Annotated in this window: 26 protein-coding genes; 10 read left to right on the top strand and 16 right to left on the bottom strand. The window is 57.6% G+C overall.

The genetic code is table 11. From position 1 onward, the window contains the following. The first annotated feature begins 15 nt into the window (after nucleotides 1–15). The 6 genes from H3L91_RS03805 (at nucleotide 16) to H3L91_RS03780 (ending at nucleotide 5,286) form a co-directional block, all read left to right on the top strand. Nucleotides 16–519, top strand: a complete 504-nt coding sequence (locus tag H3L91_RS03805; protein WP_007342196.1) for an OmpH/Skp family outer membrane protein — start codon at nucleotides 16–18, stop codon at nucleotides 517–519. Between the two features lie 94 nt (nucleotides 520–613). Beyond that, nucleotides 614–1,654, top strand: coding sequence for a UDP-3-O-(3-hydroxymyristoyl)glucosamine N-acyltransferase (gene lpxD, locus H3L91_RS03800; RefSeq protein WP_007342195.1), 1,041 nt, complete (start codon nucleotides 614–616; stop codon nucleotides 1,652–1,654). Nucleotides 1,655–1,747: 93 nt separating this feature from the next. Next, the gene (gene fabZ, locus H3L91_RS03795; protein WP_007342194.1) at nucleotides 1,748–2,212 is read left to right on the top strand and encodes a 3-hydroxyacyl-ACP dehydratase FabZ; all 465 of its coding nucleotides are present in this window, start codon (nucleotides 1,748–1,750) and stop codon (nucleotides 2,210–2,212) included. Nucleotides 2,213–2,296: 84 nt separating this feature from the next. Further along, on the top strand, nucleotides 2,297–3,073 hold the full coding sequence (gene lpxA / locus H3L91_RS03790) for an acyl-ACP--UDP-N-acetylglucosamine O-acyltransferase (protein WP_007342193.1): 777 nt from the start codon (nucleotides 2,297–2,299) through the stop codon (nucleotides 3,071–3,073). A gap of 458 nt (nucleotides 3,074–3,531) precedes the next feature. After that, on the top strand, nucleotides 3,532–3,768 hold the full coding sequence (locus tag H3L91_RS03785) for a hypothetical protein (protein WP_007342191.1): 237 nt from the start codon (nucleotides 3,532–3,534) through the stop codon (nucleotides 3,766–3,768). Nucleotides 3,769–3,927: 159 nt separating this feature from the next. Continuing rightward, nucleotides 3,928–5,286 (top strand): serine hydrolase domain-containing protein, encoded by a 1,359-nt coding sequence (locus H3L91_RS03780; RefSeq protein WP_007342190.1) that lies wholly within the window; start codon nucleotides 3,928–3,930, stop codon nucleotides 5,284–5,286. Between the two features lie 142 nt (nucleotides 5,287–5,428). Here the strand turns inward: H3L91_RS03780 and H3L91_RS03775 are convergent, their stop codons facing one another. Next, nucleotides 5,429–6,058 carry a biliverdin-producing heme oxygenase gene (locus tag H3L91_RS03775; protein WP_040659401.1) on the bottom strand — a complete coding sequence of 210 codons (630 nt, stop codon included), beginning with the start codon at nucleotides 6,056–6,058 and terminating at the stop codon, nucleotides 5,429–5,431. A gap of 549 nt (nucleotides 6,059–6,607) precedes the next feature. Between H3L91_RS03775 and H3L91_RS03770 the strand changes: the two genes are divergently transcribed. After that, nucleotides 6,608–6,922, top strand: a complete 315-nt coding sequence (locus H3L91_RS03770; protein WP_007342187.1) for a helix-turn-helix domain-containing protein — start codon at nucleotides 6,608–6,610, stop codon at nucleotides 6,920–6,922. Nucleotides 6,923–7,376: 454 nt separating this feature from the next. Here H3L91_RS03770 and H3L91_RS03765 read toward each other — a convergent pair whose 3' ends face one another. From H3L91_RS03765 to H3L91_RS03750, 4 genes are all read right to left on the bottom strand, one after another. After that, on the bottom strand, nucleotides 7,377–9,821 hold the full coding sequence (locus tag H3L91_RS03765; protein ID WP_007342185.1) for a TonB-dependent hemoglobin/transferrin/lactoferrin family receptor: 2,445 nt from the start codon (nucleotides 9,819–9,821) through the stop codon (nucleotides 7,377–7,379). 848 nt (nucleotides 9,822–10,669) lie between these two features. Next, on the bottom strand, nucleotides 10,670–11,164 hold the full coding sequence (locus H3L91_RS03760; RefSeq protein ID WP_007342182.1) for a hypothetical protein: 495 nt from the start codon (nucleotides 11,162–11,164) through the stop codon (nucleotides 10,670–10,672). Between the two features lie 91 nt (nucleotides 11,165–11,255). Next, the gene (locus H3L91_RS03755) at nucleotides 11,256–11,726 is read right to left on the bottom strand and encodes a lysozyme (protein ID WP_007342181.1); all 471 of its coding nucleotides are present in this window, start codon (nucleotides 11,724–11,726) and stop codon (nucleotides 11,256–11,258) included. 53 nt (nucleotides 11,727–11,779) lie between these two features. Then, nucleotides 11,780–11,983, bottom strand: coding sequence for a hypothetical protein (locus tag H3L91_RS03750; protein ID WP_007342180.1), 204 nt, complete (start codon nucleotides 11,981–11,983; stop codon nucleotides 11,780–11,782). A 603-nt stretch (nucleotides 11,984–12,586) separates the two neighbouring features. Between H3L91_RS03750 and H3L91_RS03745 the strand changes: the two genes are divergently transcribed. After that, complete coding sequence (locus H3L91_RS03745; protein WP_182109875.1) at nucleotides 12,587–13,444, top strand: Rha family transcriptional regulator; 858 nt, start codon at nucleotides 12,587–12,589, stop codon at nucleotides 13,442–13,444. Nucleotides 13,445–13,470: 26 nt separating this feature from the next. Here H3L91_RS03745 and H3L91_RS03740 read toward each other — a convergent pair whose 3' ends face one another. The 4 genes from H3L91_RS03740 to H3L91_RS03725 all read right to left on the bottom strand — a co-directional run bounded on the left by H3L91_RS03740 (nucleotide 13,471) and on the right by H3L91_RS03725 (nucleotide 14,763). Further along, a complete protein-coding gene (locus tag H3L91_RS03740; protein WP_244958482.1) occupies nucleotides 13,471–13,617 on the bottom strand; it encodes a phage replisome organizer N-terminal domain-containing protein in 147 nt (48 codons plus the stop codon). A 106-nt stretch (nucleotides 13,618–13,723) separates the two neighbouring features. Continuing rightward, a complete protein-coding gene (locus H3L91_RS03735) occupies nucleotides 13,724–14,233 on the bottom strand; it encodes a lysozyme (protein ID WP_007342174.1) in 510 nt (169 codons plus the stop codon). Further along, nucleotides 14,226–14,495, bottom strand: a complete 270-nt coding sequence (locus H3L91_RS03730) for a holin (RefSeq protein ID WP_007342173.1) — start codon at nucleotides 14,493–14,495, stop codon at nucleotides 14,226–14,228. The genes H3L91_RS03735 and H3L91_RS03730 overlap by 8 nt, the downstream gene beginning before the upstream one ends. A 100-nt stretch (nucleotides 14,496–14,595) precedes the next feature. Then, nucleotides 14,596–14,763 carry a hypothetical protein gene (locus tag H3L91_RS03725; RefSeq protein ID WP_007342172.1) on the bottom strand — a complete coding sequence of 56 codons (168 nt, stop codon included), beginning with the start codon at nucleotides 14,761–14,763 and terminating at the stop codon, nucleotides 14,596–14,598. Between the two features lie 335 nt (nucleotides 14,764–15,098). Between H3L91_RS03725 and H3L91_RS03720 the strand changes: the two genes are divergently transcribed. Next, nucleotides 15,099–15,365 carry a BrnT family toxin gene (locus H3L91_RS03720; RefSeq protein ID WP_007342171.1) on the top strand — a complete coding sequence of 89 codons (267 nt, stop codon included), beginning with the start codon at nucleotides 15,099–15,101 and terminating at the stop codon, nucleotides 15,363–15,365. Further along, nucleotides 15,346–15,570, top strand: coding sequence for a type II toxin-antitoxin system BrnA family antitoxin (gene brnA, locus H3L91_RS03715; protein ID WP_007342170.1), 225 nt, complete (start codon nucleotides 15,346–15,348; stop codon nucleotides 15,568–15,570). Before H3L91_RS03720 ends, brnA begins: the two co-directional genes overlap by 20 nt. A gap of 33 nt (nucleotides 15,571–15,603) precedes the next feature. Here brnA and H3L91_RS03710 read toward each other — a convergent pair whose 3' ends face one another. The 7 genes from H3L91_RS03710 to H3L91_RS03675 form a co-directional block, all read right to left on the bottom strand. Continuing rightward, nucleotides 15,604–15,867, bottom strand: coding sequence for a hypothetical protein (locus H3L91_RS03710; protein WP_007342169.1), 264 nt, complete (start codon nucleotides 15,865–15,867; stop codon nucleotides 15,604–15,606). A gap of 155 nt (nucleotides 15,868–16,022) precedes the next feature. After that, nucleotides 16,023–16,193 carry a hypothetical protein gene (locus tag H3L91_RS03705; protein ID WP_182109873.1) on the bottom strand — a complete coding sequence of 57 codons (171 nt, stop codon included), beginning with the start codon at nucleotides 16,191–16,193 and terminating at the stop codon, nucleotides 16,023–16,025. 152 nt (nucleotides 16,194–16,345) lie between these two features. Then, nucleotides 16,346–17,689 (bottom strand): phage tail protein, encoded by a 1,344-nt coding sequence (locus tag H3L91_RS12175; RefSeq protein ID WP_244958481.1) that lies wholly within the window; start codon nucleotides 17,687–17,689, stop codon nucleotides 16,346–16,348. Nucleotides 17,690–17,692: 3 nt separating this feature from the next. After that, complete coding sequence (locus tag H3L91_RS03690; protein WP_007342165.1) at nucleotides 17,693–18,325, bottom strand: DUF2612 domain-containing protein; 633 nt, start codon at nucleotides 18,323–18,325, stop codon at nucleotides 17,693–17,695. Continuing rightward, nucleotides 18,322–19,509 (bottom strand): baseplate J/gp47 family protein, encoded by a 1,188-nt coding sequence (locus H3L91_RS03685; protein WP_007342164.1) that lies wholly within the window; start codon nucleotides 19,507–19,509, stop codon nucleotides 18,322–18,324. Before H3L91_RS03685 ends, H3L91_RS03690 begins: the two co-directional genes overlap by 4 nt. Beyond that, on the bottom strand, nucleotides 19,506–19,853 hold the full coding sequence (locus H3L91_RS03680; RefSeq protein ID WP_007342163.1) for a contractile injection system sheath initiator: 348 nt from the start codon (nucleotides 19,851–19,853) through the stop codon (nucleotides 19,506–19,508). The genes H3L91_RS03685 and H3L91_RS03680 overlap by 4 nt, the downstream gene beginning before the upstream one ends. 74 nt (nucleotides 19,854–19,927) lie before the next feature. Continuing rightward, nucleotides 19,928–20,725: a KilA-N domain-containing protein gene (locus H3L91_RS03675; protein ID WP_007342162.1), complete on the bottom strand. Its 798-nt coding sequence runs from the start codon at nucleotides 20,723–20,725 to the stop codon at nucleotides 19,928–19,930. Nucleotides 20,726–20,914 lie beyond the last annotated feature (189 nt).

The following is a 20,914-nucleotide window of genomic DNA, read 5'->3' as shown; positions in this document are numbered from 1 at the left end:
TGAAACGGAAACCGCATGATCAAACGGAAATCACAGATGAAGCAGTGGGCGGCCGCGCTGGCCGCCGCCGCCTGCCTCGCCGCCCCCGCTGTGGCAGAGAGCGTGCGCAAACTCGGTTTTATCGACGTGGATCGGGTGTACCGCGAATCCAAGCAGGCGCAAAGCATTCAGGCCAAGCTGGACGAAGAGTTCGCGCCGAGGCAGAAGCGGCTGGAACAGATGCAGCAGGAAGCCGCCGGATTGGAGCGCAAGGCCGCCGCCGCCAAAGGCAAAGCCCGCGACGGCATGCTGGCCGACTTGCAGCGGCGCAACCAGACGCTGCGCAGCGAACAGGCCAAGCTGGCCGAAGACTACGACCTGCGCCGCAACGAAGAGTTCGCCGCCCTGCAACGCAACGCCGACCGCGTGATGATCGATTTGGCAAAAAAAGAAGGCTACGACCTGATTGTCCACGACGTCATCTTCATCAACGCCAAATTCGACATCACCAACAAAGTCATCCGCGAAATGAACCGCTGATTTCTGCCTGTCTGCCTGTTTTCAGACGGCCTTATCCGCTTTGAGGCCGTCTGAAAACATAACGCAGGCGGTTTCCCGTCCGTATGAAGCGCATATGAGCAAAACCTACACCCTCTCCCAAATCACCGCCCGACTCGGCGGCCAGGTGCGCGGCGCAGACACCGCCGTCTCGGCCGTACAGCCGCTGGACAAGGCCGAAGCCGCCGACATCAGCTTTCTTGCCAACCCCAAATACAAACACGAAGTCCACGCCAGCGGCGCGGGCGCAGTGATTGTTTCCGAAAAGGCCGCCGCCGAATTTGAAGGCCGCAGCCTGATTGTCGCCGCCGACCCCTATCTCTATTTCGCCAAAGTGGCGCGGCTGTTTTCGCCCGTGGTTAAAGCCGCAGGCGGCGTACACCCCACCGCCGTGATCGAACCGAGTGCCGCCGTGCCCGCCAGCTGCGAAATCGGCGCGAATGTTTACATCGGCGCAAACACCGTGCTCGGCGAAGGCTGCCGCATTCTCGCCGGCGCAGTTATCGAACACGACTGCACATTGGGCGACGAAACCGTCGTGCGCGCCAACGCCGTGATTTACTACGGCTGCACCCTCGGAAAACGCGTCGAAATCCACAGTGGCGCAGTCATCGGCGCAGACGGCTTCGGGCTGGCCTTTGCGGGCGACTCGTGGTTTAAAATCCCGCAAACCGGCGCGGTTACCCTCGGCGACGACGTAGAAATCGGCTCAAACACCAATATCGACCGGGGCGCAATGAGCGACACCACCGTCGGCTGCGGCACCAAAATCGACAACCAGGTGCAAATCGGCCACAACTGCAAAATCGGCGAGCACACCGTCATCGCCGCCAAAACCGGCATTTCCGGCAGCGTAACCATCGGTAATTACTGCATCATCGGCGGCGGTGTCGGCACAGTCGGCCACATCGCAATCGCCGACAAAACCACCATCGGCGGCGGCACATCCGTTACCCACAGCATTACCGAAAGCGGCACGCACGTTGCCGGCATCTTCCCCATGTCGTCCTACCGCGACTGGGCGCGCAACGCCGTCCACATCCACCGCCTGAACGACACCGCCAAAAGAATCAGGCAACTCGAACAGCAACTGGCCGAACTCAAAAACGGCAAATAAAACAGGCCGTCTGAAAACGCGGTTTCGGCGCGGCCAAAACGCGCCAACGCCTTTTCAGACGGCCTCCCGACAACACCACAGGACAACACCGCAATGGACATCACCTTTCCTATCGAAGCCCGCGAAATCCAAGAAATCCTGCCGCACCGCTTCCCCTTCCTCCTCCTCGACCGCGTAACCGCCGCCGAACCCGGCAAATCGCTGCACGCCTTCAAAAACGTCAGCTTCAACGAACAGTTTTTCCAAGGCCACTTTCCCGAATCCCCCGTCATGCCCGGCGTGCTGATTGTCGAAGCCATGGCGCAGGCCTGCGGCGTGCTGGCCGTATTGAGCCAGGGCAGCGCGAAACGCCGCGAAGGCGAAATCACCCTGTTTGCCGGACTGGACAACGTGCGCTTCAAACGCCAGGTCATCCCCGGCGACCGCCTTGATTTTGAAGTGGAACTACTCGCCCACCGGCGCGGCATCGGCAAATTCAACGCCACCGCCAAAGTAAACGGCGAACTCGCCTGCGAAGCCACCATCATGTGTGCCCAACGCATCGTCGAAAAAGCCTGAAACACATTTTCAGACGGCCTCAAAGGCCGTCTGAAAACCATCGGACAGGCCGCCAGCGAAACAAACGGGTACGAAAGGAAAGCCATGCCCCCCATCCACCCCACCGCCGTCATCGACCCCCAAGCCGAATTGGACAGCAGTGTCAAAGTCGGCGCGTACACCATCATCGGCCCCAACGTACAAATCGGCGCGAACACCGAAATCGGCCCCCACACCGTCATCAACGGCCACACCACCATCGGCGAAAACAACCGCATCTTCCAATTTGCCAGCCTCGGCGAAATCCCGCAGGACAAAAAATACGCCGGCGAACCCACCCGCCTCGTCATCGGCAACGGCAACACCATCCGCGAATTCACCACCTTCAACCTCGGCACCGTAACCGGCATCGGCGAAACCCGCATCGGCGACGACAACTGGATCATGGCCTACTGCCACCTCGCCCACGACTGCGTCATCGGCAGCCACACCGTCTTCGCCAACAACGCCAGCCTCGCCGGACACGTTACCATCGGCGACTACGTCGTCCTCGGCGGCTACACCCTCGTCTTCCAGTTCTGCCACATCGGCGACTACGCCATGACCGCCTTTGCCGCCGGCGTGCACAAAGACGTTCCCCCCTACTTCATGGCCGCCGGCTACCGCGCCGAACCGGCCGGCATCAACAGCGAAGGCATGCGCCGCAACGGCTTCACCGCCGAACAAATCGCCAACGTCAAAGAAGCCTACAAAACCATCTACCTGCGCGACATCCCCTACGAAGAAGCCAAAGCCGACATCCTCGCCCGCGCCGAAACCCGCCCCGAACTGGCCGTCTTCCGCGACTTCTTCGCCGCCTCCACACGCGGCATCGTGCGCTGAACCCCATAACCAACGGCAGAGGCCGTCTGAAAACCGCAAAACGGCATTTTCAGACGGCCTTTTCACACAACACACCCGCCCGCCGAGACCCCATTTTTCAGACGGCCTCAAAGACCGTCTGAAAGCGCAGAGGACAGCTTGGGTTGCAAACCCAATATTGGCGGGTTGCACGGTTGTTGGGTCTCAACCCAAGTTACTTTGGCCTTTCAGACGACATCAAAGCAGCCTGAAAACAAAACCAGCCCCGTAGGTCGGGCATTCATGCCCGACGCATTCCCGTTTGTGTTCCATTTTGTCGGGCATCAATGCCCAACCTACTGCAAAACCTGCTTTCCAACCGCCTTTGCTTCCTAAGCCCCTTGTGTGGTAAATAAGCATTGAAGGGGCGGGCTTTCGCCCGCTTTCCGCATCCCCCGCCCGACCCCCGCTTTTAAAACCACCGAAAGAAAGGCAAACCCATGTCCCTCAACCCCGTCTACCTCTGGAATCCGCAAAACTTCCCCGACCCGCAGGCCATGCTGCCCGACGGCTTCGACGCGGCACACCGCATCGTCTCCGAATGGGCAGACCAACCCCTGCCGCAAGGCGCGGACACAAGCGCGTTTGACAAACCGGCCGGATACATCGCCGAAGCCGCCCGCAGCGGCAAAGCCTCGGCCGACTTCAAAGCCGCTTACGCCGATATAGCCGCGTAGGTCGGGCATTCATGCCCGACGCGCTCCCGTTTGTGTTCCATTTGTCGAGCATAAATGCCCGACCTACCGCACCCCGCTTTCAGGCTGCCCTGATGCCGTCTGAAAAAGCCCAAAAGCCAGCCTGAAACCCCACCCCACCTTTCCCAAATGCAATCTCCCATGAAAAAAACCCTCCTCCCCCTGCTCCTCGCCCTATCCCTCCCCGCCCTTGCCGACCCCATAGACGACTTCGCCCAAGCCGAGCTTGCCCGCCAAAAAATCCCCGGCATCGCGCTGGGCATCTACCGCAACGGCGAAACCGTCAAACAGCAAGGCTACGGGCTGGCGAATGTCGAACACCAAATCCCCGTGTCCGCCGACACCGTGTTTCAGACGGCCTCCATCGGCAAAATGTTTGCCGCCGCCGCCGTGATGCTGCTGGTAGAAGACGGCAAAATCCGCCTTGACCAATCCGTGCGCGCCTACCTGCCCGAAGCCCCCAAAAGCTGGCAACCCGTCACCATCCGCCACCTGCTCAACCACACCGGCGGCATCGGCAACACCGAAACCGACTGGCAGCAAAACAGCAGCGAAAAACAAATGCTGCGCCGCATCTACGCCGCCCCGCTGCAATTCAAAGCCGGCAGCCGCTGGGCATACAGCAACAACGGCTACGCCGTCCTCGGCGCCGTCATCACCCGCGTCTCCGGCAAACACTACGGCGAAATCCTGCAAACGCGCGTGTTTCAACCGCTGGGCATGACTTCCGCCCGCGTCATCAGCGAGCGCGACATCGTTCCCCACCGCGCCGCAGGCTATGAGCTGGACGACGCCGACGGCAGCCTGAAAAACCAAGAATGGGTCGCCCCCTACCACAACCAAACCGCCGACGGCTCGCTCTACCTCTCGCTCAACGACTACCGCCGCTGGCTCGCCGCCGTAGAAGCCCGCCAAATCCTCAAGCCCGAAAGCTGGCGCGAAATCTTCACCCCCGCCCGCCTGAACAACGGCGATACCTACCCCTACGGCTTCGGCTGGTCGCTCGTGCCCGCCCCCGACGGCAGCCCCATGAGCGGCCACCCCGGCGCATGGCAGGGCTTCAGCACCGAGCTGCGCCGCTACGAAGGCGACCACACCGATATTGTCGTGTTAACCAATTTGGCAGGCGTAGATACCGAAGCCATCATCGAAGGCATCGCCGCACGCACCAACCCGCGCTACCAAAAAAGCCACGCCCCCATCGCCGACCAACACCCCGCCCTAACCCGCGACTTCGAGCGCGTCGTACTGCTTATCAAACAAGGCAAACCGCACCCCGCCGTGCCCAAAGGCCGTCTGAAAGACCTGCACGCCAAATTCGCCAACGCAGGTAAATGCCAAGCCCACCCCACCCGCCACCAAAACAACGGCAACATCCAAGAGCGCGACTACCGCATGGTCTGCGAAAAACGCACGTTTGAAGGCAACGCCGATTTTGTCAAAGGCAAAACGGTAAGACTGTGGCTGGAAGCGGCGGAGGACACGACGAAATACCGATAAGCGTTTGTTTCATCACATATATCCGATAAAAAACACATCACCCGAAGCAACACACGCATACCCTGCCGCCAAACAAAAGGCCGTCTGAAAACCTGTTTTACAGATTTTCAGACGGCCTCAATGCCTTTTTTACACCGGTAATTTAATGACGGTGCGCCTGCATACCGGCGGGAGCTTCGGCGTTGGCGGGCAGGCCGAAGGTTTCGCGCAGCACGACTTTATAAAAGGCAAACGCCTCTTTCGCGCCCTGGATGGCCTCCGCCTGCGCGGCTTCGTCCAGCGGCAGCGCGTTCAAAAGCTCGACGAAAGCGCGCCAGTGTTTGCCACGGCCGTCGGGGTGCGGGGCGAGGTGGCGCGCGCCGTTTTCGCCGTCAAAATCCAGTTTTTTCGCGTGTTTGAACAGAAACGCCGCGCCCAGATTCGAGCCTTCGGCGCAGTAGAGCCAGCCGATGGCCTTGTTGCCGGTCTCGTGCGGCAGCTCTTTATCATAGGCGTAGGGCTGCTCGCCCAAATCAGCCAAATCCTTCACCACCGCATCATAACGCGCCATGTATTCCAGCTCGGGAATGGCCTTGTTCAAGGCGGCGTCTTTGTAGATATGATCCACGGCTTTATGGAAAACCGATTGCAGTTTCAAGAACTTGATGTAGTTTTCGTTATTCGCGAACGGCTCGACCGACATCACCAGATTGTCCACGCTGTCGTGCACGGTGGTGGTCTGCTCTTTCAGTTTTTTGGCAAAGCTCAGTTCGTTTTGGGTGTCGCTGCTCATAATGTTTCCTTGTTTAAACGGGTGTTGGAACAGGCTTTCCGGCGGCGGGAGGCCGTCTGAAAAGCACAAAAAAGACGTATTGCAGCCAAAACGGCAGTAATGCAAACGTTTATCTGCAAAGTGCGGCGATTATGCCCGACAAAATCCGCAAAAGCAAATATTTTCTAATTTCAAGACATTGAAACTTCACGTTTTTTCAGTATCACAAAAGCGTGAAGCGAGGAGCGGACGGGCGGTTTTCAGACGACCTGACGGATTGCCCGTTGTCCGTTCGGATGTATAAAATCCGATACACGAACAGCGAACTGTTCGGGCATAGTTATACAGATTGAAACCTTTGCAAAACCTAAAATCAAACAAAAAATAGTAAATCCTCCGTCATTCCCGCGTAGGCGGGAATCTTACCTAAACTTAAACAATAGATTTTTTTTCAATCATTTATGAATATCAAACAAGATTCCCGCCTGCGCGGGAATGACGGCATTTCTTATTTTTCAGGCAGCCTTTTAGGGTTTTACAAAGGTTTCAGATTGATACAGGAGCTTGAAAATGAACAGTAAAACCACCCATATCACCCCAGCCGACGGCAATGTGTTCGCCGATTTGGGTTTCGCCCCCGCAGAAGCCGCCGAGCTCAAAGCCCACAGCAGCGCGCTGATTGCCGCCAAAGAAGCCGCCGCTGCCGCGATTGGCGGCTGGATTGCCGAAAACGGGCTGAAACAGGCACAAGCCGCCGAAATTTTGGGCGTGAGCCGCCCGCGCGTTTCCGACGCGGTCAACGGCAAAACCGAAAAGTTCACGCTGGACGCGCTGTTTGCCATGATTGTGAAAACCGGCAAAACGCCCGAGCTGCATATCCGCTGAACGGCGGCATCATTTTGATTCCGCGCCAATGCCTACGCACCGCGACGCACGCGTTCTCCGCCGTTTAAACCAACAAAAGGCCGTCTGAAAATGCGGCGGCGGTGAAGCAACACTCCAAACCTGTTTTTCAGGCGACCTCCCGTTTCCCAAACAAGCCAAGCATCCGCCGCCTGCCGTAAACCGCATACGCCGCCTTGGGGCGGCACACCCTACATAAGCAGTAAAAGGCCGTCTGAAAAACTGTTTTACGGTTTCAGACGGCCTTCCGTTTTCAAACAAACCAAACATCCGCCGCCACACCCAAACCGCGTGCGTCGCCGTGGGGCGACACACCCTACCTTAGGTTCGGCATGGTTTTTCAGCAACGTCATTCTCGCGTAGGCGGGAACGGCCTCTGCATACAGGCGGAGGCCGTCTGAAAACGCCGTTTATCCGGCCGCCTGATGCTTGGCGGTCAGAATTTCCATTCCAGCGACACGGCGTAGTTGCGGCCGGGCGCGTAGAAGCGTTCGAGGCCGGGATAGCCGCCATAAGTACGATTTGGGTCTCTACCGACGGAGTTGACCAAACCACCAGTGATATTCAGACCGCGCAGACTGTCCCATGTGTGGTATTTGCGGTCGAACAGGTTGTACACACCGGCACGGAAAGTCAGGGTTTTGGTCGGTTTGTAATAGCCGAACATATCGAATATCCAAGCCGATTTGTTCAGATGCGGCCATGTGTCATAAGTGCATACGCCTTCGTCGCGCCTTTCGCCGTTGCAGTTTTTGTATTTCGCATCGCCTGCGTGTTTCGCGCCCTGATGGGTCAGGCGGGTAAACACACCCCATTTGCCTGCGGGCTGCTCGTAATCGATGCCGACAACGGTTTTAAACGGCTGGATGGACAGCAAATCCGCGTCCCCCGACAAATTTCCCCTGCTGTAACCAAGCGTGCCGAACAGTTTCCAACCCTCGGGAATCGGCGTGAAGCTGTTTAAATTCAGACGGCCTGTCATCTCGATGCCGTAGATTTTGGCCTTGTCCATATTCTGCATTTGCTGGACGGGTTTGTAGCGGTAAGGATTAGGACTCCATGGATAGAGCGGATTGTCTTCCTGCACCAATGTTTCCTGCTCATACAGAAAATCTTTATAGCGGGTATGGTGCAGATTCACGTCCAAATTGCCTGCTTTACCACTGCCTGTCAGTTTGAGGTTTTGCGTCAAACTGCGTTCGGCTTTCAGGTTGGGATTAGACAACCATGCGCCCGCCGCATTGTCGCGATAGTCAAAATACATTTCCGAAGCATTTGGTACGCGGAAGCCCGTTCCGATGCTGTAACCCAGTTGCCATGCGTCATTCAACTTCGCATCCGCACCCGCTACCCAGCTCCATCCTTTGAAAGTACTGTCGGCTGGTTTGGGATAGTAACAATTTCGGCACAGTAATCCGTTCAGATAAGGTACAAGACGAGAGTATGGATTGGATTTGTTTAAATGATCCAATACAGGGTTACCTTGGGGGCTGACCTTGGTATGGTCATATCTAATTCCTGCATATCCCGAAAAAACATTATTAAAAACAATCCGATCATGCAAAGAAAAATTATACTGCACTGTTCTTGTTGGATACATCATAGTTTCTTCGGTATACGGACCCCATTCTTTTGGGGTGTTCCAATAATAAAAAATCCTATCCCTATGCAAAATATCAAAGTCCTTGCGAGAAACGGCAGCTTTTAAAGAAAACGTATGCTGTGTTTTCAATAAACTCAACGGCTGAGTATCTGCCCGCAGAGACAGGCGTTTCAACCTAGTAGTAAAAATACGGATATTGTCATCGCTAGGCTCTCCTGGCTCGAATCGACCCAGCCAATCATAATGATCACGCGTACCTTCGTAGTTATATGCAGACGAAACCGCTTTCTGATAATCCAAGTCTGCTTTAATCAAAGCCAGCCATTCGGAATCGGGAGTAAATTCGTAGAAAGCGTTCCACGTACGGCGTTTGAAACGGTCATCCGATTCCCTCCATCTGCTATTAGAAGAAACCGCTGAATCTTCGATGATGTAATTGCTGCCCTGCTGTCCGCTCAACGACACGCCCGCGCGGTGGCTGTCGTTGAAACGCCATGCCCATTTGGCAAGGAAACTGTGGTTTTTATGCTTGGCCGCGTCGGGAATCTGTCTGCCGTAGCCGTATTCGCGGGTTTGCCATCTATCTTCGGGAAGAGTAAACCCACCCGCGCTTTTCATCTCATGCCCGCGCCTTTGCGAATACAGAAGCACGGCTTCGGCTTTCTCTCCCTGATAACCCGTTCCCAAGGTATTGACCCATTCCCGATTTTTGCTGGCAAAGCCGCTGCGAAGCAGAAAACCCAACTTGTTATCGGGCTGCACGATGTCGGCGGCGGCAAGTGTGCGGTAATTAACCCCCCCCCCTAAATTTCCGCTGCCTTGATTGAACGAATCTGCACCTTTGACAATTTCAATGGTACGGGCAAGTTCGGGATCAATGCTTTGTCGTGAAGTATTCAAGTTGCCATAGCGTTTGTAGAGCGAGTTTTCTTCCGAATCGGGCAGAGCCACACCGTCAATGCTGATGCCGACACGGTTGTCTTCCACGCCGCGTATGGCAAAGCCTTTTTGGTGGCGGCCTTGGTCGGCCACACCCACATCGGGCGAATAGCGCACCAAATCTTTGTTGTCGCGGATCATCTGATCCTGAATGGTTTCGGCATTAACCTTTTCGACGGCAGCGGGCGTGTTGCGGCGGCCTTTTACTTTGACCTGTTCGAGCGTGCCGCTTTGTTCGGCGGGGTTGGCCGCACCCTCTGCCGCGTCGGCGGCGTAGAGCGTGCCGCTGAACAGCAGGCCGACGGTGAGGGCAATCGGTGTGAGTTTGTTGTGCTTCATGGGGCTTCCTTGTTAACTGAATGATTGTCGGCCTCAACACTTGCGCGCACGGCGGGAAGCGTGCGCGGGCTGTTTGGCGCAGTTTGAAAAATCCGGCCTGCGCAAACGGCAGGCTTCTCCTTTTGTAATTGTGTTCGTTATTATTTAAGAAAGCGGATTATCTGCGAAAGTATTACGTCCTGCAAATATTTTTTTACAAGGAATAACGGAATGTTGCATCCGCGCCGCGCACAGGGGCGGACAAGGTGGCAGGCCGTCTGAAAAGGTAAAGGGGGAAACGGAAAAGGCCGTCTGAAAAATAAGAAATGCCGTCATTCCCGCGTAGGCGGGAATCTTGTTTGATATTCAGAAATTATTGTAAAAACAATCTATTGTTTAAGTTCAGACAAGATTCCCGCCTACGCAGAAATGACGGAAGATTTACTGTTTCTTGTTTGATTTTAGGTTTTGCAAAGGTTTCAATCTATTTTTTCAGACGGCCTTTTGTTTTCCAAACAGGCCAAGCATCCGCCGCGCCCCGCAAACCGCGTGCGTTACCTCGGGGCGGCATACCCTGCCTGCAACGGCAGAGGCCGTCTGAAAAAACGGATTTTGTTTTTTCAGACGGCCTTTTCTGCTGCGGCGGAAGGATTTGGCGGCACAGCAAAAAGCCCCCGATTGCTCGGGGGCTTTGTGTTTGGCGGAGTAAGAGGAAGCAGAATTTAATTTTACTATTATGATTTATATTAATTTATTTTGTATGTATGTGTAAATACCAAAATAGATACCAAATTAGGGAAAGGCCGTCTGAAAACGAAAAAAGCCCCGAACCGGCGCAATTCCGGTTCGAGGCTTTCAGTTGTACGCAATCATCGTACAGTTGACGCTACGGCTTCGCCGTATGCCCGCCATTCGGCAAGGTCGTTGCGCTGCTCGTCGGCGGTTTCTGCCACTGCCGCATATCGTTCCGCGCATTGTCCGAGTAAAACCCAGCCTTCGGCAGTGTCCGCGCCGTCAGACGGACGGGCGGAAACGGCGGCTGCGGGCAGTGCTGCGCGCTCTGCGGCGTGGCGGCGCAGGCGGTCAAGCTCGCGGCGCATATCAGTGATAACAGTTTGGGCATCTTGTCGTTCCTTTTCGATTTCGGCCTGCGCGGCGTGGAGTTTGCGCTGCGCCTGCCGTTCTTGGTTTAACGTGTCTTCGGCCTGTTTTTTTGCCGCCTTCGCCAGCGCAAGGCTGATTTCGGCGGCTTTGTCGGCCTGCCCGCGCGTGTACTGGCGGGCGCGGTCATACTGCCATGCGCCAAACAGGGCGAGCAGCGCGAGGGCGGCGAGGGTGGGTTTCCAGTGTTTGATTAGCCACATGGCGTTTTCTCCTTTTTCAGACGGCCTCTGCCGGTATTACGGATTTACACCATCCGTTAATTTTACAAAAAACATTTGTCGGAACATATGTTTAACCGTCCCTGAAAAACTCTTTCTGCTCGGCCGCGCGGCGGTTGGCCAGCCCCTGCACCACGCGCCCGCCCGCCTTGTTCCACAGGGCGAAGGCGGCGCAGGCGGCCTTGTAGCGTTTCTCGTTCAACAGGCGCACCACCGAGGATTTGGCGAAGGCGGCCACGCCGATGTTGTAGCACAGCGAAACGCAGGCGTTGAACTGCGACTGCGTGAGCGGGGCGCGCACGTATTGGCGCACGGCGGCTTCGTAGCCCTGCACTTGGTTGAGAAATTCGGCGCGGATGTCGTCTGCGCCGATGGTGTCGCCCATTTTCACGCGCTGCCCGGCGCGCGCGCCGAGGGTGTAGCGGATAAAGCCGATGCCGATGGTGGGAATGCCCGCGCTGTCCGAATAGGCGCGGGTTTTCGTGCCTTCGAGGCGGGCGATGAGTTCGTAGCCGGTTTGGTCGAGTTTCAGATGTTCGTTCATGGGGTTTCCTTTCTTTGGTTTTTTCGGAAACCCCGCGCGGGGAGACCGAAAGTTTAAATTTGCGCGCCGCCCAGCTTGTCGGCATAACAGGCCAGCGCGTTTTTCAGCACTTGCACCTGCGGCAGATTGGTTTGCGCCGAAAGCTGTTCAAACAGCGCGACGGTGTCCGCGTCCAGCGTAAACGTTTTGGCTTTCAAGCCCAGCTTTTCGCGGCTTTTGCGGTTGTAGGCGGCCTGGTCGTATTTTTTGGCTTGCATGCTTGATTTTCCTGTTCTGGTTTTATAAGATTAGGGCATCGGGTTTGGCAGTGCCACCTGCCGCCCCCGAAGTCTTACGGTTTAGTAGGCGTTACTGCTTACCAACAAAACCAGTAAGAAAAAGAGAATTTGAAGGGTTAGCTTCATTTTCTTTCTCCCTAGTGAGTGCCCATCGGAAACGGTGGGCATTTCCGTTTGTTGAACCACTCAACAGGGATAATTCTAACGCAGGTTATATAAAAATGCAAGCTTTTTTTTGCTGTTTTTTCTGATTTAATCCTTTGATTTTTCTTCACTCTGCACATTTGCACAGTGCTTTTTCCCAAAAAAACCTTGCATCATTTTTCAGACGGCTTTATCATCTGCTTTCCTACTTATCAAGCAGCCCGCGCCTGTTGCGCGATTTTTCATATCTCAAATTCCCCGCAGGGCGTTTTCAGACGGCCTTTCAAGTTTCAATGGGGATGCGGGCAGCGGCAACGCCCCGGCGCTCTTGATAGCGTAGGACATCCCCGCCTGATTCTGCTTACTCCTCAAAATTGAGGAGTAAGCGAAAATCAAAGAGTTAGGCAGTTTCTAATCCTAAATATCAAGGAGTTCGTTATGAACGCAGTAGTAAACCTTCAAGACTTTGTCCAAGTCAAAAATTCCCAAACCATCACCACTACCGAATTTGTCGCACAGGCATTCAAAAAACGCCACGACAATATAATCCGCGACATCGAAAACTTGATTGCCAACATTGACCCCGCCTTCGCCGCGCAAAACTTCAAAGCGGTGGAGCGCGTGCAAAAAACAGGTTTCGGCGAACGCGCAACCCGCGCCTACGAGCTGACCAAAGACGGCTTTATGCTGCTGGTGATGGGCTTTACCGGCAAAGCCGCGCTGGCAATCAAAATTGCCTATATCCAAGCCTTCAATGCAATGGCCGCCGCCCTTACAGGCCGTCTGAAAAGCGAATCCCCCACTTCCGCCGACGAGCGTAAGGGTTTGCGGCAGGCGGTGGCGGCTTTGGTGGTGCGGCGCGGCATTGATTTTTCGTCGGCCTACCATATGCTGCACCAGCGTTTCGGGGTGGCGGCCATTGAGGATTTGCCGCGCGAAACCCTGCCGGAGGCGGTGCGCTATGTGCATGCGCTGACGCTGGGCGCGTTGTCCGGCGAGGTGTTGGACGCTGTGAGGCCGTCTGAAAACATCACGTTCAGCCAAAGCGAGCTGCGGGAGCTGGCGGTTGTCGCCTACTATTGCGCGTGGGCAAACGATTTGCTGCGGGGCGTGGCCGCGCCGCTGGCGGCTTTGGGCTATGAGAAAGCGGTTACGATGCGCACGCTGCCGGTGGAAAGCGCGGGTTTTGTGCGGCGCGTGCACAAAGCACTGCTGCGCGAAATGCCCAAAATCAACAGCGCGTTCGAGCGCGAGGATATGCAGAACAGTTTGAGCCGCTGCGGGTTTTTGATGTAGGACATAAGGCCGTTTTCAGACGGCCTCTACCGCAGCAAAATTTCCGGCAGGCCGAAGCCTTTGTACACGGCGATAATCAGGCAGATGCCGCCGACCGGATGCCAAAAGGTGCGGCGGATTTCGCGCGCTTGGTAATTCAGTGTGTCCGTTAAAAATATTCCTAGAAATTTCAAGGTAAACCGTTTATCATTCATCTACTGTTTAGTCTTTCCGCTTAAAGATTAAATACAGAAACGCCGTCAGGATTGCGCCCCTGCGGCGTTTCGCTTTTCAGACGGCCTATTTGTTTGCCTCCATACACTTGCGATACCGCCATTGCTGCCGCGTCCACACGCCAAAGCAGCCGTTTTGCCGCACGCGGCAGTCGCGGCCGGCGGCGAAGCGGTATTTGAGCAGGGCGCGGCAGGCTTCGGTGTGGCTTCCTGCGAGGAGGTGGCGGCGGATGGAGGACTTGGCGAAGGTGTCCGCGCCGAACTGGTACACGAAGTCGGTGTACACGTCATACTCGGCCTGCGAGAGTTGCACGCCGGGCAGGAGGGCTTTCAGACGGCCTTCGTCTTTTGCCACATGGGCGCGGGCGAGTTCCACGGCCTGTGCCTGCGTAACGGGCGGGTCGGTCATCTTCACGCGCCGCCCGTCGGGGTATTGCGTGCTGCCGATACCGATGGTGGGCACGCCGCCGGAGTCGCGGTAGGGTGCGGCGCGGTAGCCTTCGTGGGCGGCGAGGGCGGCGAAGAAGGCGGCGGAGGCGGCCAGCGTGGCGGCGGCGTATTTGCGTTTGTCATTCATGGCATTCCCCTTGTTGTTTTTTCAGTTCCAGTTCGCGCTTTTGCATTTCGAGGCGGTGGACTTCTTCTTTGCGCTCGTCCTCCCTGCGCTCGCGTTCGTTGCGCTGGCGGCTGTAATGCCAGTTCATCAGGAAGCCGCCGACGGCGACGAGTGCGCCGACCACGGTCAGCAAATCGATGGATTTGATTGCGCCGACAAAGCTGCCGACCGCGCCCGTCCAGGTGATGCCCTGGCCGATTTCGGGCAGGTTGCTTGTTTTCATGTGTTTTTCCTTTTTTCAGACGGCCTTTGCCTGCCGTCCGCTTGGGTTTGGCAGGCCCCGCGGAGTTGCCGCCCTGCGGGGCTTTGCCTTTCAAACAGCCTTACTCGGCATAAACCAGTTGCGCACCGGCGAAGGGATTGTCCGCGTTTTCCGATAGTGCGGCGATGGCACGCAGCACCCAGTCGATAATATCCGCGCCGCGCGGCGGTTTGCCTTGCAGGGAAACCAACACGCCCTTGCCGAGCGGGTGTTTGCCCGTTTCGTACATCTTACGGTTGAAGTAGCTGTGGACGGTGGCCGTGTGGTAGCCGTTGACAAGGTCGAGGTACAGCGTGCCGAGGGTGGAAGGCGGCGGGAACGCCGGTGTCTTCGTCCACCAAAGAGAGGGAAATACCGATTGAGGTTTTCTGCACTGCGGTTTCGGTTTTGTTTTCTGCCATGGTTCAATCCTTTCGTTATGGCGTTAAAAAAGCCCCTTGCGGGGCGGTTGGTCGGGAGGCCATCTGAAAAACAGTTTTTCAGACGGCCTCCCGTTTTGCGCATACGGATTGCACAAAACGGGGTTAATAAGGTATAGTTTCTATACCATACAGGATTTAAATTATGTTTGAGTTCGACCCGAACAAAAGCGCGTCCAACTTGGAAAAGCACGGCATCGATTTCATTACCGCACAACAGTTGTGGCAGGACGACTACCGTCTGGCCGTTCCCGCCAAAACCCAAGGGGAGGAACGCTTTGCCCTCATTGCCAAACTGAATCAAAAGGTTTGGACTGCCGTTTACACCGAACGCGGCGGCAACATCCGCATCATTTCCGTGCGCCGCGCCCGCGAAAAGGAGGAACAACTCTATGAACACTACGGAATTTGACCGCCGCTTCGATGACGGCGAAGACATCGCCGACTTGCTCGACCTCAGCCGCGCCGCCCGAGAGGGCTTGCAGTCCAAACGGGTCAATGTGGACTTCCCTGCATGGATGGTTGAAAGTCTGGACAGGCAGGCCGCGCATTTAGGCGTGTCGCGCCAGTCGCTGATTAAAATGTGGCTGTCCGAGCGGCTGGCGCAGGCCGTATAGGCAGAGGCCGTCTGAAAAGGTTTTTCAGACGGCCTAGCGCATTTCGGGCGGGAGGTGGCTGCGGGTTCGTTCCCGCTCGTACGCGCTTTGGCAGTGGTCGCGCTGGGCGAAGAACAGGGCGTTGGCGAGGCGGCGGGCGATGCGCCAGCGGCGGCGGGGTTGCGCGGCCAGTACGGCGCGGCGGTGGATGCGGCTGGACAGGGTTTCGTCCGGCCAGCCGCCCGCGAGGGTGTTGAGCAGTTGGTCGGCGGCGATCAGGATAAGGCGCAGGCGTTCGCGCCCGTTGCTTGTTTTCATGTGTTTTTCCTTTTTTCAGACGGCCTCTAATGCAAAGCCCGCACCAAGGGCGTAACCATCAACGCAAACAGGCCGAACGACACGGCCAATACGGCAATGCCGATGCAGGCGCGGATAAAGGGGCCGGTGTATGCTTCCAATTTCGTCCCCTCCTTTCATTGCCCGCGCCTTGCGCGTATCAAATCCGCCAGCGAACCGATCAGCGCAGGCAGTCTGAATACCATAACAAGCAGCAGACAGCAGGCGGTCAAAGTCAGCGTTACCGTAAAAAACCCGTAAGTCATCATCAGTTCCTTAATCGAATTAAAATCTATGGTAAAATTCACAATACCCTTTCCAGTGCAAAGGTTGTAACAGAAAGCCCGACAGGATTCGCCCCCTGCGGGCTTTCGCCTTTTCAGACGGCCTTTGGTTTGCGGGCAGAGACCGCGCATCTTGCGCCACACGCCCTGCCTAAACGGCAGAGGCCGTCTGAAAATCAAATTTTGATGCAGGCTAAAAGAGCGATGTTGCGCGGGCGGGTTTCCGCGCCGCCGCGCATGCCGGTGGTGGCGCGGACGGTGCGGTCGTCGGCGCGGGAGACGTCTTCCGTTCCGACGCTGTCGCCGGTCTCGCTGCCGTAGGTCGGGATGTCGGCGTTGATGTTGGTGACGTGGTTGTGGGCGCGGAACTCGTCCGCCTGCGCCGAGCCGAACACACGGCCGGTGTCGATGCCGCGCGCGTCGTCCCAGCTGCGCAGGAACTCGCCGCGCAGGTCGGGCAGGTTGAAGGTGGTTTTGCCGTCGCCCGCGCCGTAGGTGGTGCCGACGGCGGCAAAGAGGCGGGCGTAGGCGGTGCGGGAGACGGCGACGCCGTTGGCTTTGAGCCAGCCGGCGGGGGCGGTTTGGCCGGCGAAGTAGGCAATCATGCCGGAGGGGGCGGCTTCGGCCAGCTTGCCTGCGGTGGTGGCGGCGAAGTTGGCGTCGTCGCCCAAGGCCGTCTGAAATTCTTTGAGGGTGTCGAAGGCCGCGCCCGCGCCGCCGAGGATTTCGTTTTTCAGGGCGGTGCGCACGGCCTGCGCCTGCTGGCTTACCCAGCTTTTGTCGGCTTTTTCGTCGGCCAGTTTTTTGCCCATGGCGGCGGAGAGGGGGACGGCGGCGGCGTTGGATGTCAGGCTGTTTTCCACGCTGCCGGTAACCAGTAGGGTGCCGGAGGCTTTGGGGAAGAAGTAGGTGTAGTTGCCCGCGACGCTGCCGTCGTTGCCGCTGCCCCATTTTTTGTCGATGTTGGCCGCGTCGGTTACGAGGCCGATGTAGGGGTCGTTGCCGCGTATGAGGTGGACGGCGTAGGGGCGCGGCGAGGATGTGTTGCGCAACGAGAGGGCGTTGTAGCCTTTGAGTTCGAGGGTGTCGCTAAGCGCGCCGCCGGTGAGCGGCAGGCAGGCGGCTTTGCTGTCGATATAGACGGCCCATTGTCTGCCGCCGCTATTGGGGTTGTCGCGGTTGCCGTCCACGAGGCTGATGTATTCTTTGTCGAGGGTGTCGGCCATCAGCACTGCGCCTTTGGGGTAGCCGCCGATGGTGTCGCAAAAGGCTTGGTCGAAGCGGTAGCGGCCGCCTTGGCTTTGGTAGACGGCGTGCGCGCTGAGGTCGTGCAGCACGCCGTTCATGTCTTTGCCGCTCGGGGGTTTGCCGCCGACGGAAATCGGGGTCATGGTGATGCCGGGGAAACCCTCGGCATAGGTGGCGGCTTCTTGGGCGAGGCCGCCGCTGCGGGCGGCGGGTATGTCGTTTTTCAGTCCGTCGGATGCCCAGGCTTTGGGCAGGAGTTTGGGTTGCGGCATGGTTTAGGCTCCCATAAAAAAAGCACCCTCGCCGAAGGGTGCCAGGTTGGCTTCAAGGTAGCCGAAGGTTTTGTCGGCCTCCGGCTCGTAAAAATCCAGCAGTACGCCTGCGGGGCGCGGCAGCAGGTCGGTTTGGCGGATGACCGCGCGCTCGACCGGCAACAGGTAGAACTCGAACACGTAGCGGGCGGCCATGGTGCTGTTTTTCACGAAGTAGGCGCGGCCGCGTTTGCCGAACATTTCGCGCAAGAGGCGGTTGATGTGCGGGGCGGTGGCGTAGATGATGTTGCTCATGGCTTTGAGCAGGATGATGCGCCGGTAGGTGTCGTCGTCGAGGCGGTAGCGGCGGTCTGTGTCTTCGCCGCTGCTCCATATGCCTTCGCCGAAGGGGGTGTAGCCTTGGGCGAAGCCGATGTATTCGTCTTGCGCGCTGATGGCCACTTCGCGCCCAATGCCGACAATCGCGCCCCAGGTGTCCAGCCCGAAGCCCTGCGCGGTGTCGATGTTCCACACGGTGTCGTAAAACCGGCGCAGGTCGGCGCGCGGGTCGAAGCAGTCGTTGAAGCGGCGGATGATGCCGCAGAGGACGGGGCTGTTGGCGTATTGGCTGATAAGGGTGTCTTGCACGCGCTTCATACGTTCACCACTTCGATGTGTCCGGCGCGGACAACGGGCGTTTGGTCGATGCCGACGTCCACGGTGTTGCCCATCGCGTTTGCAGACAAGCCGATTTCCACGTCGAGGATGCGGATGTCGGGCACGGCCTGCACCAGCGGCTGAACGTAGCCGATGGCGTAGAGCGTCGCGCCGATACGGGCTCGGCCGTTGTTGAAGGCGTCAATCACCGCCTGCTTTAAGGCCGTCTGAAAACCGAGTGTCGCGCCGCGCTCCACTTTGATGCGGAAATACACCGGCAATTCGGCCGGGCGCATAAAGGACACCTGATAGGCGGGCTTGGGCGCGCTGTAATTTTCGTCGTACACGGTGATTTCGGTGTTGCCGTTGAAATCGCAGCCGCTGCCGGCGTAACGCAGGATGGTTTCGGCAATCTCCTTATCGCTGCCTCCCACCGCCGCCACATAGATGCTGTGCGGTTTGAGCGTGTGGCGGCTGGCGCCGAGCTGCACGCTTTGGCCTTTGGGGTTGTCGGCCACATACACGTCGCGCACGCCGTCCAGCGCGAACACGTTGGCATACACCGCCTGCACCGTGCCCTGCGCGTTCACCGCCACGCTGCGCCGGCGGCGTTCGGCAAACTCGGCACGGCTTTCAGACGGCCTGCCGGGAACGGCGGCGCGGGGGTTGTCGGCCCTGTCCAGCCCGACGAGCGAGCGGTAGATGCGGTTGACGCTGTGGGCGGGGGCGGTAAGGCTGCCTGAACATGCCAGCCGCCCCGTTACCATGCCGCCGGCGGGGATGCCGAGGGGCTGTTGCAGCGTCCAGTTGTTGCCGTCGGCGTCCTGTACGATAAAGCCCTGCGGAATCTGCGTGCCGGGCAGGCCGGTAAATTCGCAGTCCACGGTGGAATCGGCGGCGGGTTTGCGCTCCAAAAAATAAATCTTGGCGACGGCGTCCTGCATGATGCCGTCGGCGTAGTCGGGGTGGACTTGGTTCACCAGCTCGGCGATAAGGTCGTTTTTGTCGGCAATAATGGCGGCCAGCGAGGAGGCAAGCTGCCCCTGCGGCGTTTCCAGATTGAGGTTGAGGCCGCCGCCGAAGGCCGCGTCGATGTCGGCCAGCACACCTTGCAGGATTTCGGTTTCGGAGGGAATCTGTAAGCCCTGCGGGGTGAAGCGGATGGGGGGAACGTGGCTGCTCATAATGTTATCTCGTGGGTTTGCTGCTTGTCGGTAAAGGTGAGGCGGCCGGAGAGGATGCGGCCGTTCTGCTGCTCGATGGCAACGTCGGCGGCAAGCACGCCCGGCACGCTGAGGGCGGCTTGGACGAGGCGGTGGCGGTAGAGGGCAAACGACTGCTTTCTGCCCAGCGTTTCGTCGAAATAGGGGATGCCTTTGGCGGTGTTGTAATACAGCTCGCCGGCAAACAGGCGGGCGGCGGAGGCGACGTCCTGCGCTTTGGCGTAGGGGTCTTTGGCCAGCGCGATGTTTCCGGCGGCATCGAGGGTCAAATCCCAGGTGTCGGGGTTGAGGTAGAGGGTGTTCATGCGGTTTCTCCAGCACGAATACCCCGCGCTGTGTGAGACAGGCGGGGCAGGCGGCTACTTTTCAGGTAACAGCCTTAGTTGAGATAAGGCAGGTTGTTCATGCGCTCGAAGTTGTCGGCCAGATGGCGGCGGTACCAACTGTCCTGCATTTGCGGGGCGACGCGCTCCAACGATTCGCGGCTGGCTTGCAGCCAGTTCTGCGCTTCGTGCCACAACGTCCATGCCGCCACGCCTTGCTTGTGGGCGCCAAGCTGTTTCAGCGGCTCGCTTAGGGCATGAAGCTGGCGGGTTGCCCAGTCAAGGTAATAGACGACCGTGCCGAAGTTGGTAATTTCGCGTTCGCTGAACTGCAAGGCCTGCACGGGGGCGGGGGTGTCTGGGATGCTGCCGAGAAATTGGATGGCACGCTCGAAGTCGCGGGTGTCGATTTCGTGGTAGCTGTTGACGTGCAGGAAGCTGTGTAGTTTGCGGTAGATTTCCTGCCAGTGTTCTCCCGTCCGATGATGCCGCGCCATAACGGCGGCTTGGATTTGCTGTTTTTGCGCGGGGCTGATTTTCAGGCTGCCTTGCTCTTGGGCGGCGATAAAGGCGCGGATGACTTGCAGGGCGAAGGCGGCGTTGATCCACATGCCGTAGGCGATTACCAGCTCTTTACAGACATATGTTCCGCGCCGTGTGCCGCCGTTGACGGTTTGCACGGCCTGCCCGCCTTGGGCTTCGATTTCGGCGATTAGGTCTTGGGTTTGGACGTTTCTGAACCATTGGTGCGGCTCATGCTTTTTCTGGCCGCCGCTCGCCTTGTGCAAATCATTCAGGCTGTACAGGCTTTTAGTTTGGTTAATAACAACGTTTGAAATTTGGATAGAGTTCATTTTTTAGCTTTCTTTAGGATTGAGAAAACCCGAAATCGGGCGGGGGTTGTCCTACACAAAGCTAGATGTGCCGAGCCGTTACCGGTACTCGCAACCCCCATTGGAACTTGAATAGGCCGTCTGAAACGCCCTACGGGGAAATTGAGATATGAAAAATCGCGCAACTGGCGCGGTGCAGTAGCTTTTGTT

Source organism: Neisseria bacilliformis (assembly GCF_014055025.1).
GTDB lineage: Bacteria > Pseudomonadota > Gammaproteobacteria > Burkholderiales > Neisseriaceae > Neisseria > Neisseria bacilliformis.
Note: the sequence above shows the minus strand (reverse complement) of the source record. Positions and strands in the feature narration are given on the sequence as shown.